The sequence below is a fragment of the Propionivibrio limicola genome (assembly GCF_009469695.1).
Taxonomy (GTDB): domain Bacteria; phylum Pseudomonadota; class Gammaproteobacteria; order Burkholderiales; family Rhodocyclaceae; genus Propionivibrio; species Propionivibrio limicola.
The window spans coordinates 31,459-47,456 of sequence record NZ_SSSR01000013.1 but is presented as its reverse complement, the minus strand read 5'-3'; the positions used below and the strand labels follow the sequence as shown (position 1 = coordinate 47,456).

Sequence of the window (15,998 nt, the reverse complement as noted above, 5' to 3'; positions counted from 1 at the left end):
GTATGGGTGAGATTCAACGTTATCGCGACAATCTTCAGGACGAGATCGACGGTGCCGCGCTCTATGCCGCCCTCGCCGAATCGGAGGCCGATCCAACGCGCAAGGATTTGTTTTTGCAACTCGCACAGGCCGAAAACGAGCACGCCGATGTCTGGCGCGGCAAGCTGCTGGCGGCCGGCGTGCGCGATTTTCCCGAGCGGCCGGGCCTCAAGACACGGTTCATGATCCGCCTCGCACGGTATTTCGGGCCGACTTTCGTTCTGCCGGTGGTGGCGGCCAATGAATATTCCGACCGTAATAAATACGCTGGCCAGCCCGATGCGTTGGCGCTTTCTGCCGAAGAGCAGGGGCATGCGGCGGTGATCCGCGCGGCGGCCGGCCATGCCGGGATGGCGGCGGATGGCTCGGACATCGTACGGGCGGAAAGCTGGCACCGCGGCGCGTCCGGCAACGAACTGCGCGCGGCGGTGCTCGGCGTCAATGACGGCCTCGTTTCCAATTTTTGCCTCGTGATGGGCGTTGCCGGGGCCGGCAGCGCCTCGCCGACCGTTCTTTTGACCGGACTGGCGGGTTTGGTGGCCGGTGCCCTGTCGATGGCGCTTGGCGAGTGGTTGTCGGTGACCAACGCCCGCGAACTGGCGCGTACCCAGATCGACAAGGAAGCCGAAGAGCTGGAACAGACGCCGGAAGCCGAGAAAAAGGAACTGGCGCTGATCTATCAGGCCAAGGGCATCGCGCGCGACCAGGCCGTGCAGATCGCCGCCAAGGTAATGGAAAACCGCGAAACGGCGCTCGATACGCTGGTGCGCGAGGAACTCGGCATCGACCCGGCCGAGCTGGGCGGCAATCCGTGGAGCGCCGCCGGCGTTTCCCTGCTGCTCTTCGCGCTCGGCGCGATTTTCCCTGTAGCTCCCTTCATGTGGCTGGAAAACTCGACAGCCATTGCTGCCAGTGTTGCGTTGAGTCTGCTCGGGCTTGGGGCGGTCGGCATGGTCACGGCGCTTTTCAACGGCCGCAGCTTCAGCTATTCGGCCCTGCGCCAAGTCCTGTTCGGCGGCGTGGCGGCGGCGATTACCTTTGGCGTCGGTATTATGTTCGGGGCGTCGATTGCCTGAGGGCGGTTCTGGCTGTCTTGAAATTCAGGGTCCAGGGCGGCTAATCAGGGTAACGCCAGGCCTGCTACATGACTGGGGTTCTTCCGCTCAGATAAAAGTGCGCGCTGGTCCGGTGAGGCCAAGTAGTGAGTTGGACAAAAGGGGATTCTCTGGCTATGGTAAATATGCCAGTCGCACTTCTGCAAAAAGGAGAAAAAATTCCCGGACTGAGAAGAGGATCATGTCTCTTTGAGCAGAAATCCACCCAACGGGGTCTCCTTGAAGGAGCGGGGGGATACAAAAATGGCGCGGGGTGAGCGCATCTGTCCCAACTTGCTGCCAGACAGTTCCATGCGGGGGCTTGAATGAGTGCAGCCCCCGATGCGGCGCGCCTTCCCGTTTCGCCTCTTTGGATAGGACGGAAACATGACGAGTCAGGCGGAAAAAGGCGGTGGTACCTTCCAGGGTATAAAGCTCCTGCTATGCGAAAACCCCCTGCCACCGATTGAAGAGGCAATCGCAGCGGCCCGAGCCGAGGTGCCACGCAGCAACTATTACACCGAGCCATATTCGGCGCCCTTGCGCAGCCTGATCAGCGAGCGATTGGGTATCCCTCAACGGTTCATCCACATCAACGCCGGTTCCGAGTTGATTCTGCGCCAGTTGTTCGATCGCTTTGGCCAGCAGGTGCACCTGCTTACGCCGACCTATGTGCTCTTTCCCGAGATCGCCCGGCACTACACGGAACAGCGCTTGCCGCCGGACAGGGACTTTGCCTTCGATCTGGCCGATCTGGACATCCCCGAGGGCACTACCCTTGCGGTCATCGTCAACCCAAATAACCCCAACGGTGGCGTCTTCGATATGTCGCCGCTACCGGACCTGTTGCGTCGTCACCCCAAGACCCTGTTTCTGGTGGATGAAGCCTTCATCGGTCTTGCCGGGCAGTCGGTCGCGCACCGGGTGCCTGAATTTTCCAACCTGTTGGTGACTCGCACCCTGTCCAAGGCGCACAGCCTTGCCGGTTTCCGCATCGGCTACGGCGTCTTCCCCGGGGCCGTCGCCGACGACCTGAACGGCCATAACGACGCCTATCCATTGACCCGGCCGAGCGAGGCGGCGGCCATCGCGACCTTGTTGCACGAGGAAAAGATCCGCGCCCGCAGCGTGCAGTTACGGGAATGGACCGAGGAACTCGCGGCGGCGCTGCGCGCCCTGGGCGTGCGTACCTTCCCGACCCAGACCTATTTCTTCCTCGCCGACTTCGCGCCCCATGACGCAGCAACGCTCTCGGCCAGCCTCAAGGCGCTGGACATCCTCGTCAAGCCCCTGAACGACCCGTTGCTCGGCCCCGGGTATATGCGCATCACCACGGCGCTGCCCGAGGACAACCGTCGCTTTATCACCGCCCTGCGGGAGTTGCTTGACCATGCCTAGAGCCGCCACCTTCGAGGCCCACCACGAGCGATACGAGGCGTGGTTCGGCAGACATGAGGCTGCCTATGTTTCGGAGTTGCTCGCCTTGCGTCCCTTCTTGCCTTGGGAGGGACTGGGCCTCGAGATCGGGGTCGGCAGCGGTCGCTTTGCCGCGCCGCTGGGCGTACAGGTGGGAGTGGATCCTGCTGCGGCGATGCTTGCCCTCGCCGCAGCGCGCGGCATCGCGGCCGTGCAGGGCGTGGCGGAGGATCTGCCTTTCCAAGCCGATGCATTCGACCATGTCCTGGTAGTCACCACCCTCTGCTTTGTCGATTCTCCGGAAAGGATGCTCGTTGAGGCGCGCAGAGTGCTCAGGCCAGGTGGCCGTCTGGTGATCGGCTTCGTTGACCGTGACAGTGCTCTAGGCTTGGACTATCGGGCGCATCAGGCTGAAAACGTGTTCTATCGCGAGGCCACGTTCTATTCTGCCAACGAGGTGGCGCGTCTGCTGCTGGAGGCCGACTTTGCGGTGGATGCCTGGGGCCAGACATTAGGGAGGCCCCTGGCCGAGACGAGGGAGATCGAACCTCTGCGGCGGGGTTACGGACAATGCGCATTCGTGGTGGTGGCGGCAAGCAATCGTAAAGGCCAGCTCTGATCGGGCACTATTCCGCCACAGTGGGAGAGGACAGATATGGGAAACACATTTTGGACGGCACTGGCCACCAGCACCGTCGCCGCTTTGGTCACCTCCCTGGGTATCTACACCATCCGGCGCTTCGCTGATTGGGGATATCGAAACACTACCTATTTCATGTGCTTTGCCGCCGGGGTGCTGATCTCAGCCTCTTTTCTGCACATCATCCCGAAGTCCCTCTCCATGAATCCCGAAGCGCCGGTCTGGCTGTTGGCCGGCTTCCTGGGGCTGCACCTGTTCAACCGCTTCCTCACCGCCTTCGTATGCGAGCGAGACCCGAAGAATACAGAATACGCCATCGGCGTCGTTCCCATGCTGGGCATCGGCTTTCATTCCTTCATCGACGGCTTTATCTATTCCATCGCCTTCACCGTCAGCATTCTTACCGGCTATTTGGCCACTCTGGGCATGGTGCTGCACGAATTCCCGGAGGGCATCATCACTTACCTGCTACTGGTGCGTGGCGGCTTCGACGAACGCAAGGCGATGGTCATGGCCTTCCTGGCCGCCGCCGCGACTACACCGCTTGGAATGTTAATGTCCTATCCGCTTATCAGCGTCATTGATCGAGAGACCTTGGGCGCTCTGCTTGCCCTTTCGGCGGGCGCCCTGATCTATGTGGGCGCTACCCACCTGTTGCCGAGGGCAGAGCGGGAGAAGAAGGAATTGAGCCTGGTGGCCCTTGCGGGCGGTGTGTTGGTGAGCGCCATCATCGTCGCCTCCAAGCTCTGAGCACGACGGCGCATGGCGCGTGGCCTGTGGCGGATACCGGAGTGAAATTCTTCATCATGGTTCACGAGATGGTCATGATGTTGTCTTTCTCGCCAACTTCGGTTGTCACGAGGAGCACCGGTCCCGGTTCCAGCAGCGTGAACGCCTTGTTCAGTTCCAGCTGACGGATGGGATTACCTCCGATAGTTGAGCCAGGCCTGCCTGAGGCAGCGTTTGTTTTTTAGTGCTCCGACGGCGGTTTTAGCCAGCGTTGCAGGGTTGCGATGAGGTTGTCCGGATCGACGGGCTTGGCGATGTGGTCGTCCATGCCGGCGGCGAGGCAGCGTTCGCGGTCTTCGGCGAAGGCGTTGGCGGTCATGGCGAGTATCGGCAGGCGGGGGCGGTCGGGCAGCTGGCGGATGCGTCGGCAAGCTTCCAGTCCGTCCATGATGGGCATCTGGATGTCGAGCAGGATCAGCGCGTAGTCGTTTGTCCGTGCTTTTTCGGCCGCTTCCTGGCCGTCGCGGGCGATGTCGGCGTGCATGCCGGCATCTTCCAGCAGGAACTGGATGACTTCCTGACTGACCGGGTCGTCCTCGGCGACGAGGATGCGGTGAGTCACCGACGGGGCGCAAGGCGTAGCGCGTGCGCCGGAAGTGCTGCGAGTGGCGACCGATGGCGTGCTTTGCGCGTAGCGCAGGCGGGCGGTAAACCAGAAGGTGCTGCCGCGTCCGGGGCGGCTGGTGACGCCGACGGTGCCGCCCATCAGGTTGGCCAGTCGCTTGGCGATGGTCAGCCCGAGTCCGGTGCCGCCAAAGCGGCGGGTCATCGAATTGTCGGCTTGGGTAAAGGGGCGGAATAGGCGGGTTTGTTGCTCCGGTGTCAGGCCGATGCCCTGATCGGTGACGTCGACGCGTAACAGGAGTTCGTCGCTCCGGTGTTCTACTTCGGCGGGATAGGCTTCAACCCGGATTTCGCCGTGGGCGGAAAACTTGATCGCGTTGTCGATGAAGTTGATCAGCGTCTGCTTGAGCCGCAGGGAATCGCCGCAGAGGGCCGCGGGCAGGTCAGGCGAGATGTGCAGCGAGAGGGCGATGCCCTTGGCGCGGGCGCGTTCTTCGTGCATGAGAAACGCTTCGTTGAACACCTCGACGAGCCGGAAATCATTTTCTTCGAGCGTCAGGCGGTCGGCCTCGATCCGGGAAATGTCGAGAATGTCGTTGATGATGGCCAGCAGATGCCGCGAGGCGCGGGTGCTTTTTTCCAGCTGATCGATCTGGACCAGATCGGTGGCCCGGCGCAGGGCCAGGTCGGTCATGCCGAGGATGCCGTTGAGCGGCGTGCGCAACTCGTGGCTCATGTTGGCGAGAAAGATGCTCTTGGCCCGGTTCGCCGCTTCCGCCGCATCGCGCGCTTCGGCGAGTTCAGAGGTGCGCGCGAAGACGAGGTCTTCGAGGTGGTTCCGGTGTTGTTCAAGTTCGGCCAGCGTTTGTTTTTGCGCGGTGATGTCGCGGATGACGCCGATGAAGCGGATTGGCTGTCCCGGTTCCTGATAGGCCGGCAGCAGACACAACTCGTTCCAGAAGGTGCTGCCATCCTTGCGGTAGTTGATCAGTTCGCCGACAAACGGTTTGCCGTTCCTGAAGGCGCTGGCGATGGCTTCGTCGGCGTTCGGCTCGGTCAGCGGCCCGTGCAGGGAATGGTAGGTGCGGCCGAGTATTTCCTCCTCCTCGTAGCCGGTAATTGCGGAAAAGGCGTTGTTGACGCTCAGGAAGCGGCCGTCGGCATCGATGGTGACCACGCCTTGCGTAATGGTGTTGAGCGCCAGATCGCTCATCAGCAGTTTGGCCTCGGCTTCCTTGCGTTCGGTGATGTCGTGAATGATGGAAAAAAGCTGGGTCGTGCCGCGTGCCGTGATGGGGGCGCTGTGGACTTCAACCGTCCGTATCTCGCCCGAGGCGATGCGGTGCGGAAAGATAAACGTGCTTTTTGTGCCGACCGCTGCGGCGCGGCGTTCGCTCTCGATCTGACTGGTCGGAAGCATGTTGATGTCGCTCGTCCGCATGCCGATCAGCACGTCGGGCGGGTAACCGTAAAAACGGATCGCGGCCTGGTTTGCGTCGAGGATTCGGCCGCTTTCCGGTTCGATGAGCAGCATGACGGCTGCGTGGTCGCGGAACATGCGGGCAAAGCGCTCTTCCGACTCGCGCAGGCTAACGTTGATGCGTTCGATCTCGTGCAGGGCGTTTTCCAGTTCCGAGGTGCGCAGCCTGACGCGGTCTTCCAGCATGATCGCCGTCTGGAAAAGGGTGAAATCGGAGTCTTCAAAGCGTCCGGCCTGTTCGGCGCGGTCCATCAGGGCGTCGATGATCTTGTGCAGACGGGCGATTTCGGCGTGGAGTTCCGCCTCGCCCATCGTGGTGCAATCTTGCTTACGCATGGTTTGACTCTTCTGCTATCTGGAGCGGAGCGTCGACGGGCAATGAGCCCCCAAACGCCACGCCGACAAATGTCTGGTTCATGTGCGCGCCGCGGTATTGCTCGCCGTAGGTGCAAAAGCCGGTGGTGCCGTTATTGACGAGCAATTCGACGATTCGATCACGGTCGGCGTTGCATTCGATGTCCAGACGGCGATGTATGCAGTCGAAACCAAGGATGAAATGTGGCGGGCCGATTTCGGCGTGGATGCGTGAAAAAAGCTGTTCGAGGTTCTTTAGCAGGTCCTTGCTGCGGGTGGCCCGCAGCACCAGCCCGCGCTCAATGGCGCAGAAGAAAGTGAGGCTACCGTCTCCATTGATTTTCTGGACTGAACGGACATGGCTTTCATCGTTCACGAGGACTGAAACGGAGTGGCAGGCGAAGTGGCTGATGTCGAGTTCCCGCTCGGCGAGGCCGAGAATATTCGCGAATTCTTTTGCGGCGGGGCGTCCGTTCAGTTCGTAAACGATGCGGCGGGCGGGATCGGCGGCGGTAACGACCAGCCGTTCGTTCATCGGCTCGAAGTGGTGGGTCATGAACGGCGCGAAAGGGAGCGGTGTGGCGAGCAGGACGAGTACGGCCGTGTCGGATAGAAAGCGGCCGCCGAAATAGATGCGGGTGTGTTGTAAGCCCATGTCGTCGCCGGCCGAGCCGCCGACGAGCGGTGTGCCGCCGAGCGCACTTTGCAGGCTGCGGGTGACGGGCTCCTCGCGCACCGAAAGTCCGTCGATCAGTTGCAGGGCGACGCACTTGCCATTTTTCGGGCCGGCTGGCTCTGCGGCCAGACGCTGCTTGAGCTGATGCACGAGTTCCTGGCCTTGCACCGCTTGAAAACTCTGGAGGTTTTCGATGCAGCCGCTGACGGCCCTGAAATGGCTGGCAGGAAAACTCGCGCCGTTGAGCGTGGCGCTGACGTAACCCGCCGGGCCGATTTCGCCAGCCGTTGTGCATCCAACGACCTGGACGCCGGCAAAACGGCGCTGCATTTCATCGGCGATAACGTCGAGATCGTAAGTGCTCGAACAAAAGAACAGCACCAGTGCCGTGTCCGGCTGGTTGACGGCGGCGTGAAACTCGCGCACCGCTTCGCGTGCGTCGCGGGCGTGGGACTGCCCCCTCAGGATGCCGGTTTGACAACTCATGCCGGATACCTCCTCTTTGACGTTTTTCCCTGAATGCCTTGTTGGTCTTGGTGCGGCTTTGTCTTGTTGCCCGTAGAACGTCGGGATAAGCGCGGCGACCGCAGGCAACAGTTTCTGCAGTGTATGAAACGAATCTGACGCCGTCTACCTGTGGGGAAAGGTTTGGGAAAGGTTTCGGCGGACTTCGCTATTGCATCGGTGGTCTTGAATTACCCGATGAGCGGTGCCATTTTGAGAACGTAGCGGCCATTCGAGAGCCCGTAGAAATGGAGCTTTCATGCAATTCAAGGACTATTACCAGACTTTGGGTGTCAAACGCGAGGCGACGGCGGAGGAGATCAAGAAGGCCTTCCGCAAGCTGGCGCGCAAGTATCACCCCGACGTATCCAGGGAGCCCGACGCCGAGTCGCGGATGAAGGAGCTCAATGAGGCGTACACGGTGCTGTCCGATCCCGAGCGGCGCGCTGCCTACGATCAGGTTGGACAGGGCTATCAGCCGGGGCAGGATTTCCGTCCGCCGCCCGACTGGGACGCCGGTTTCGAATTCTCGACGCACGGTTTTTCGCCCGGCGAGGCGGCCGATTTCAGCGACTTCTTCTCGCAACTGTTCGGCCAGATGGGCGGGCAGTTCCGCCCGCATCGCGACGCATCCAGGAGACGTGGCGAAGACCATCACGCCAAGGTGTTGCTCGACATCGAGGACGCTTTTCTTGGCGCGACGCGGCAGATTTCGCTGCGCGTTCCGACGATCGACGCGCAGGGGCACGTCTCCCTTGAGACGCGTACGCTGAACGTGAAGATCCCGGCCGGCGTGCGCGAAGGACAGGTGATCCGGCTGGCCGGGCAGGGAGCGCCCGGATTGAACGGGGCGCTCTCCGGCGATTTGCTGCTCGAAGTCCACTTCCGTCCGCATGAGCGGTTGCGCGCCGAGGGGCGCAACCTGCATCTCGATCTGCCGGTGACGCCGTGGGAAGCGGCGTTGGGCGCGGTCGTCGGCGTCGATCTGCCGGGCAGTCATCTGAACGTGCGCGTGCCGGCCGGGGCGCAGAGCGGCGGGACGTTGCGCGTGCGTGGCAAGGGGATCCCCGGCAATCCGCCGGGCGACCTGATTCTTGCCTTGCAGGTGGTGTTGCCGCCTGCCGATACGCCGAAAGCGCGGCAGCTCTATGAAACGATGGCACGCGAGATGGATTTTAATCCACGGGCCTTCAATCCACGCCGCCCGTTCGGGAGTTGATCATGCACGAAAGAGAATTACGCGAGTTTCCTGCCGACATCCTGGTCGGCACTTTGCTCGAAGAGAGCTGGCTGACGCTCGAACAAATGGCGTTGGCGTGCCGCGTCGAAACCGACTGGTTGCTGTACCACATCGACGAAGGCTTGCTCCCCGGTGCCGAGCGCGTGGCCGGCATCTGGCGTCTTTCCGCCGCCAGCCTGCAGCGCGTCCGGCGCATGCGCGAACTTGAGCGTGACTTCGATGCGGTGCCCGAATTGGCGGCGCTGGTCGCCGATCTTCTCGAAGAGATGGACGAGCTGCGTCGAATCGCCAACCGTCCGTCGCGGCGCGGGTGAGGCGTGTCGATGCTGTCCGAGCGCTGGCAGCGACACGCGTGGAGCAACCGGCTCCAGACGGCGCTGCTGATCGGGGCGATGCTCGGCATTGGCGCGCTGGCCGGCTATCTGCTGACCGGGCCGGATGGTCTGTGGGTGGCGCTGGTCGCCAGCGCGATCGCCCTGCTGGTCGAGCCGTCGACAGCGCGGCTGACCTTGCGCCTGTATCGCGCGCGGCCGATCCATCCGCACGCTGCGCCCGGTCTCTGGCGGCTGATGGAGGAAATCGCCGGAAGGGCCGAATTGCCCGCTGTGCCCGAACTGTATTACGTGCCGAGTCCGTTCATTAACGCCTTTACCGTCGGCAACCGGCGCGAGTCGGCGATTGCGCTGACGCATGGGCTGCTGGAACAACTGACGCCGCGCGAAATTGCCGGCGTGCTGGCGCACGAGACGGCGCATATCGCGCACGGCGACTTGCGCGTCATGGGGCTGGCCGATTACGTCAGCCGCCTGACCAGCGTTTTCGCCTTGCTCGGCCAGTTCATGATCCTTTTTTCGTTGCCGCTGTGGGCGAGCGGCGAGGGGGAAATCAACTGGCCTGCGTTCTTGCTGCTGGTTTTCGCGCCGCACTTGGCCATGCTTTCGCAGCTTGGCCTGTCGCGCGTGCGTGAATTCGATGCCGACCTCACGGCGGCGGCGTTGACCGGCGATCCGCGCGGACTGGCTTCGGCATTGGCGCGCATCGAACGCGGCAGCCGGTCGTGGCGCAGCCTCCTCATGCCCGGTTGGGGCAACCCGGAACCGTCCTGGCTACGCACTCACCCGGCGACGGAAGAGCGCATCCGTCGCCTGCTCGAACTCGCTCCCGAAGGTGATCGGCTCGATGCCGGGATGGAGCGAACGCTTTATGAACCGGGGGCGCTGGCCAGCCGTGTCCGCTCGCATCCGCGGTGGACGATCGGTGGTTTGTGGCACTGACTGAAAAAGTCCGCAAAAAGTTGAACTTTTTTCTGGCCTGTTAATTGCTTATTGGCTGCTTCCGATTTTTGCATGAGCCAAGGCAAAAAATGCAGTTTCAGGTTTCAACGGCAAGTCATTGCCGTAGCAGTTCCATTCATGCTGCCCGTCCGTTTACCGATTGCGCCGGTTTCGCCGGCCTTTCTTCGCAAACCGCCCAGTTTGGCGGCTATACGCTGACCAGCCATTTTCAGCCGATTTATGGGTTGTCCCATCAGCGTCCCATCGGTTACGAGGCGCTGTTGCGGTCGAAAACGGAAAGCGGAGCGCCGTTTTCTCCTTATTCCCTTTTTGGAAGTCTCCCCGCCGACGGGCGCTCGCGGCTGGACCGGCTGAGCCATCGCCTGCACTTGCGCAATTACCTCGGTGTAGCCGACGAGCGCAGCTGGCTTTTCCTCAACATGACGCCGGAGGTGTTCCTGAACTCGCGCAAGGCGCAGGAGGGGCGTTTCTTCGCCAATCTGCTCGAGGAGCTCGGTTTCCCGCCGCACCGGCTGGTCATTGAGGTGCTCGAAGAGCATGTGCGCGATGACCGCGATTTCGAATCGGCAGTCGCTTATTTCCGCGATTTGGGCTGCCTGATCGCGCTCGACGATTTCGGCGCCGGCAGCTCGAATTTCGACCGCGTCTGGAAGATCCGGCCGCAGATCGTCAAGCTCGACCGCAGCCTGATCGTGCAGTCGGCAAGCAGTCGCCAGATCCGGCGTCTGTTGCCGCAAGTCGTGTCGCTGTTGCACGAAGCCGGGGCGATGGTGCTGGTCGAAGGCATCGAAACGGCGGAAGAGGCGTGCATTGCGCTTGATGCCGATGCCGATTTCGCCCAAGGCTATCTGTTTGGAAAACCGGCCCCCGAGCCGTGCGTCAGTGACGAGACGGACGAACTGGTCGGCAAATTGTGGGCGACGTTCGAAGACAACTGGCGCAAGGATCGCAAGCAGCACAAGGAGTATTTGTCTCCGTACATAAACGCCATCGGCTATGCCTCCGTACTCCTTTCCGCCGGGCGCCCGGTGGCCGAGGCGTGCGCGTCGTTCCTCGAACTGCCGCTGGCCGATTTCTGCTATCTGCTCGACCACGAGGGGCGCCAGATCGGCGTCAACGAATGGTCGGCCGAGTTCAGTCCGGACAAGGATCTGCGTCTCGCGCCGCTGTGGGATTCGAGCGGTGCCCGCTGGGCGCGCAGCCCGTATTTCCGCCGCGCCATCGAGAACTTCGGGCGTGTGCAGGTGACGCGGCCGTATCTGTCGGTATCCAGCGCGCGGCTATGCATCACGGTTTCCGTCAGCTTCAAGATCGGCGACCGGACGTGCGTCATCTGCGGCGATCTGCGCAATCCCTAAGTTCATCCATAGAAGTTGATCAGGCTGGCACACGATTGGTGCGCACATGGCACCAGCATGGTGCGTTTGTCATGGTCGCTACGTGTTTTTTAAGACAAAACAGTTCAAAAAGGGAGTTCTGAATGTTGGCAAGTGATTCGATGGCGCTTTCGACGGAAGAAAAAGGCTGGCTACCGTGGTTCGGGAAAACGGGCAAAGTGGTCATGCGCTGGGCCACGCTTCTCAATAGGCAGCGTTATCCGTGGCTGGAAACGGCGTTCGAAGGCGTCGCCCAGACGCGCGTGCGCATCCTGACCGATTGGGCCAACCAGCAATGGGCCCATCTGGAAGGATTTGCGCGTTCGCTGCCCTGCGAGAAGGCGCTGACCGGCGACTGGCTGGCGGCGCGGCTGCGCATTTGCCGCGACTGCTCGGAACTCTTTGTGCTCGATCCCAAGGGGAGCGTGATCGCGTCGAGCTACGCGCAGCACAAGGGAAAAAGCAGCGTGCCGTCGCGGGTGCTGGATCTCGCCGCCAAACAGCCGCTTCTTTACGGCCCCTACGTCGATCCGCTGACGCTGGAAATCGGGCCGAGCAGTTCCAACTTTCACGACGCCGTGACCCTGCTGTTCTTGCGGCCGGTCGTGCGCGACGGGCAGCTGCGCGCCATCCTCTGCGTCCGCGTGCCGAACGATGTGGTCGGCGACCTGATTCAGCGCGAGGGTGGCCACGTCTTCCACGAATCGGGCGACAACTACCTGTTCATGGCCAGAGCTGTGCTCGATGGCAGCATCCAGCCCGGCGTGGCGCTGTCGCGCTCGCGCTTCGAGGATCGCTCGTTTTCGCTCGGCGACAACCTCAAGGACGGCGTCAAGACCGATTTCGGCGTCGTGCGGGTCAAGGATCACACCGAATTCGAACTCGTCTTCAACGATCCGGCGACCGGGCGACTGCATCCGGGCGTGCGCGAAACGATCCGCAAGGGAAGCAACCTGTTCGTGACTTATCCCGGCTATTCCGATTACCGCCATATCCCGGTGATCGGCAAGGGCGTAACGTTCCAGATGCCGGGCTCGCTCGACACCTGGGGCATGATGTGCGAGGCGGACTTGGAAGAGGTCTATCGCCCGCGCCCGGTGAGCTACCGGGCCAGCAAGGGACTGCTGGTGACCGGTCTGTTCGCCATGAGCGGCGCGGCGGCGCTGACGCTCGGACTCGGTCTGAGCGGCGCCGAGTCGCTTTTTGCACAGGCGGGTTGTTTGCTGGTTGGCGCGTCGCTTTTCCACCAGCTCTTTCTGAAGCGTCTATCGCGCCGCATCAGCCAGATGGCGATCATGGTGCAGAACATCGCCGAGGGCGGCGGTAATCTCTCGCTACGGCTGGAAAAACCTGGCGCCTATCGTGACGAGATCACGGCCACGGCGCAGTGGATCAACAGCCTGATCGACAGCATGGAATCGATGCTGGCGCGCATTCTCGGCATCAACGGCGAAGTCAGCACGGCCAATCAGGCGCAGGTGAAGACGAGCCGGGTGACGAGCCAACGATCGCAGGAAGTCTTCAACTCCATGCGCCAGATTCTCGACTCGCTTGAAGAGCAGATGCTGGAAATCAACACCGCCGCCAACCAGGCGGCGAGCATGCGCTCGGACATGGCGCGGACGTTCAGCGGGACGCAAAAGCAGTTCGAGGATTTGCAGGGGATGTCGGCCGATATTCGCGAGCAGATTTCACATTCGGCGACGACGATCAGCGAGTTGCAGAAAAGCACGACGGAGATTGACCACATCGTGCTCGTCATCAAGGAAATCGCCGACCAGACCAATCTGCTCGCGCTCAATGCCGCCATCGAGGCGGCGCGGGCCGGCGAGGCCGGGCGCGGATTTGCCGTCGTCGCCGACGAGGTGCGCAAGCTCGCCGAGCGCACGCGCACGGCGACCGTGCAGATCGGTGGCATGATCGAAGGCGTGCAGGGCCAGGCCGACCGCGCCGTGGACGCCATGCAGCAGGGCATGGGCGAACTCGAAGCCGGGCTCAAGATGGCGGTCGAGAGCGTCGCCGATCGCGGTGGCATGGAAACGATGGTCAATAACGTCCTGTCGACGATCAACCACATCGCCGAAAGCAGCAACACGCACAGCCACCACATCCGCTCGGTGGCGGGGACGGCCGAGGCGATGCGCATGGCGCTGATCGAATCCGAGCAAAGCCTCGAAGAAACGGCGGCCGCGGTGCATAAGCTGGAGGGGCTGGCCGCGCAGTTCAAGGTGAATCGCGCATGATTTGAGTCGGGCGGGGGAGTGGCCGAAAAAGCGTGATTGGCATCAATCGCGTTAAACTTCACCCCATGCCGTTTCCCCGTCTGATTTCTCTCTTTTTGTGCCTGTTGCTAGCCGCCTGCGGCAGCGAGCAGAACGATCCGTATCCGGCCAGCGAACGCGGGCAGAACATCCTCTATTCGGCGTTCACCGAACGCCCCAAGCATCTCGACCCGGCGCAGTCCTACACAGAGGACGAGGCGACGTTTACCGCACAAATCTACGAGCCACCGCTGCAATACCACTACCTGAAGCGGCCGTACACGCTGGCTCCGGGAACGGCCGAGGCGGTGCCGGTGCCGACGTTCTACGATGATGCTGGCAACGAACTGCCGGCCGATGCGCCATCGTCGGAAATTGCCAGCAGCGTTTATGAAATCCGTATCCGGCCCGGCATCCGTTACCAGCCGCATCCGGCGTTCGCCGTCGATGCAAGCGGCAAGCCGGTGTATGCCGATCTCGATGCTGAAAAGCTGAAAGACATCGCAACGCTGGCCGATTTTTCGCAGACCGGCACGCGCGAACTGACCGCCGACGACTACATCTACCAGATCAAGCGGCTGGCGCATCCGCGCCTGCATTCGCCGATCTTCGGCATGATGGCGGCTCACATCGTCGGCCTCAAGGAGCTGGGTGAGACGCTGGAGAAAGCGGCTAAGTCGAAAAACGATGCGTGGCTTGACCTCGATCAGTTCCCGATCGACGGCGTGACGCGCGTCGACCGCTACACCTACCGCGTCAAACTCGTCGGCAAATACCCGCAGTTCCTCTACTGGCTGGCCATGCCGTTCTTCGCCCCGGTGCCGCGCGAGGCCGACCGCTTCTACAGCCAGCCGGGCATGGCCGAGAAGAACCTGACGCTCGACTGGTACCCGGTCGGCACCGGCCCGTACATGCTGACCGAGAACAACCCGAACAGCCGCATGGCGCTCGAGCGCAATCCGAATTTCCATGGAGAGACGTATCCATGCGAAGGTGAGCTCGGTGACAAGGAGGCCGGCTTGCTCGCCGATTGCGGCAAGCCGCTGCCGCTGATCGACAAGGCCGTGTTCGCCCGCGAGAAGGAAAGCATCCCGTACTGGAACAAATTTCTGCAGGGCTATTACGACGCCTCGGGCATTTCATCGGACAGCTTCGATCAGGCCGTGCGGCTCAACGTCGGCGGCGACGTGCAGTTGTCCGACGAGATGGCGGAGAAGGGCATCAGCCTGTTGACCAGCGTGCGTACCTCGACCTTCTACATGGGCTTCAATCTGCTCGACCCGGTCGTCGGCGGAAAAGAGGGGGTTGGTGAGGAACGGGCGAAGAAATTGCGCCAAGCGCTGTCGATCGCCATCGACCAGGAGGAATTCATCTCGATCTTCATGAACGGACGCGGCATCGCGGCGATGAGCCCGCTACCGCCGGGCATCTTCGGCTTCGAAGAAGGCGAGGCGGGTTTAAACCCGGTCGTCTACGACTGGAAAGACGGCAAGGCCGAACGCAAGCCCATTGAAGTCGCCCGGAAACTGCTCGCCGAAGCCGGTTGGCCGAACGGACGCGACGCCAAGACCGGTGAGCCGCTCGTGCTCAACCTCGACACGACGAGCGGCGGCATGGGCGACAAATCGCGCCTCGACTGGCTCTACCGCCAGTTCGCCAAGCTCGACATCCAGCTCGTCGTGCGCTCGACCGACTTCAACCGCTTTCAGGAAAAACTGCGCAAGGGCGCCGTTCAGCTCTACTACCTCGGCTGGAACGCTGATTACCCCGATCCGGAAAACTTTTTCTTCCTGCTCGCCGGCAACGAATCCATGGTCGCCAAGGGCGGCGAGAACAAGTCGAACTACGCGAATCCCGAGTTCGACCGCCTGTTCGCCGAGATGAAGGATATGGACAATACCCCGGCGCGGCTTGAAATCGTCAAACGCATGAACCGCATCCTGCAGGACGACGCGCCGTGGATCTTCGGCTTCCACCCCAAGAGCTACACCCTCGGCCACGCCTGGCTGCACAACCGCAAGCCGAACGACGTCGCCAACAATATCCTCAAGTACCAGCGCATCGATGTCGCCGAACGGGCGAAGCGGCGGCAGGAGTGGAATTCACCGGTGCTGTGGCCGCTGGCGGTGATTGTCGTGGCGCTGGCGTCGGTCATCGTGCCGGCCGTGGTGACCTATCGTCGGCGCGAGCGTGGCACGGCGAAAAAGCCATGACCGATCAAGTGAAGATCGTGTTGAAACGCAGCTCATCTGCTGCTCTGATTGAATTTT

Annotated in this window: 12 protein-coding genes; 10 read left to right on the top strand and 2 right to left on the bottom strand. The window is 62.0% G+C overall.

The genetic code is table 11. The features are described from left to right. Nucleotides 1–2: 2 nt before the first annotated feature. From GH659_RS09995 to GH659_RS09980, 4 genes are all read left to right on the top strand, one after another. Nucleotides 3–1,115, top strand: a complete 1,113-nt coding sequence (locus GH659_RS09995) for a VIT1/CCC1 transporter family protein (protein ID WP_153111262.1) — start codon at nt 3–5, stop codon at nt 1,113–1,115. 405 nt (nt 1,116–1,520) lie between these two features. Next, nucleotides 1,521–2,531, top strand: a complete 1,011-nt coding sequence (locus GH659_RS09990; protein ID WP_153111261.1) for a pyridoxal phosphate-dependent aminotransferase — start codon at nt 1,521–1,523, stop codon at nt 2,529–2,531. After that, a complete protein-coding gene (locus tag GH659_RS09985; RefSeq protein WP_153111260.1) occupies nt 2,524–3,168 on the top strand; it encodes a class I SAM-dependent methyltransferase in 645 nt (214 codons plus the stop codon). Before GH659_RS09990 ends, GH659_RS09985 begins: the two co-directional genes overlap by 8 nt. 36 nt (nt 3,169–3,204) lie before the next feature. Continuing rightward, the gene (locus GH659_RS09980) at nt 3,205–3,939 is read left to right on the top strand and encodes a ZIP family metal transporter (protein WP_153111259.1); all 735 of its coding nucleotides are present in this window, start codon (nt 3,205–3,207) and stop codon (nt 3,937–3,939) included. A gap of 220 nt (nt 3,940–4,159) precedes the next feature. On the opposite strand, the gene GH659_RS09975 is transcribed toward GH659_RS09980, so the two are convergent. Then, on the bottom strand, nt 4,160–6,358 hold the full coding sequence (locus GH659_RS09975; RefSeq protein ID WP_153111258.1) for a PAS domain S-box protein: 2,199 nt from the start codon (nt 6,356–6,358) through the stop codon (nt 4,160–4,162). Next, nucleotides 6,351–7,538 carry an FIST N-terminal domain-containing protein gene (locus tag GH659_RS09970; protein ID WP_153111257.1) on the bottom strand — a complete coding sequence of 396 codons (1,188 nt, stop codon included), beginning with the start codon at nt 7,536–7,538 and terminating at the stop codon, nt 6,351–6,353. Before GH659_RS09970 ends, GH659_RS09975 begins: the two co-directional genes overlap by 8 nt. Nucleotides 7,539–7,815: 277 nt before the next feature. On the opposite strand from GH659_RS09970, the gene GH659_RS09965 reads away from it, so the two are divergent. The 6 genes from GH659_RS09965 to GH659_RS09940 all read left to right on the top strand — a co-directional run bounded on the left by GH659_RS09965 (nt 7,816) and on the right by GH659_RS09940 (nt 15,941). Further along, nucleotides 7,816–8,775, top strand: coding sequence for a DnaJ C-terminal domain-containing protein (locus GH659_RS09965; protein ID WP_153111256.1), 960 nt, complete (start codon nt 7,816–7,818; stop codon nt 8,773–8,775). A gap of 2 nt (nt 8,776–8,777) precedes the next feature. Then, nucleotides 8,778–9,110 (top strand): chaperone modulator CbpM, encoded by a 333-nt coding sequence (locus GH659_RS09960; RefSeq protein ID WP_153111255.1) that lies wholly within the window; start codon nt 8,778–8,780, stop codon nt 9,108–9,110. A gap of 9 nt (nt 9,111–9,119) precedes the next feature. Beyond that, the gene (locus GH659_RS09955; RefSeq protein WP_153111298.1) at nt 9,120–10,070 is read left to right on the top strand and encodes a M48 family metalloprotease; all 951 of its coding nucleotides are present in this window, start codon (nt 9,120–9,122) and stop codon (nt 10,068–10,070) included. Nucleotides 10,071–10,159: 89 nt separating this feature from the next. Continuing rightward, nucleotides 10,160–11,449 (top strand): EAL domain-containing protein, encoded by a 1,290-nt coding sequence (locus GH659_RS09950; RefSeq protein ID WP_153111254.1) that lies wholly within the window; start codon nt 10,160–10,162, stop codon nt 11,447–11,449. 122 nt (nt 11,450–11,571) lie between these two features. Continuing rightward, complete coding sequence (locus tag GH659_RS09945; RefSeq protein ID WP_153111253.1) at nt 11,572–13,710, top strand: methyl-accepting chemotaxis protein; 2,139 nt, start codon at nt 11,572–11,574, stop codon at nt 13,708–13,710. A 65-nt stretch (nt 13,711–13,775) separates the two neighbouring features. Beyond that, the gene (locus tag GH659_RS09940; protein ID WP_153111252.1) at nt 13,776–15,941 is read left to right on the top strand and encodes an ABC transporter substrate-binding protein; all 2,166 of its coding nucleotides are present in this window, start codon (nt 13,776–13,778) and stop codon (nt 15,939–15,941) included. Nucleotides 15,942–15,998: the final 57 nt, after the last annotated feature.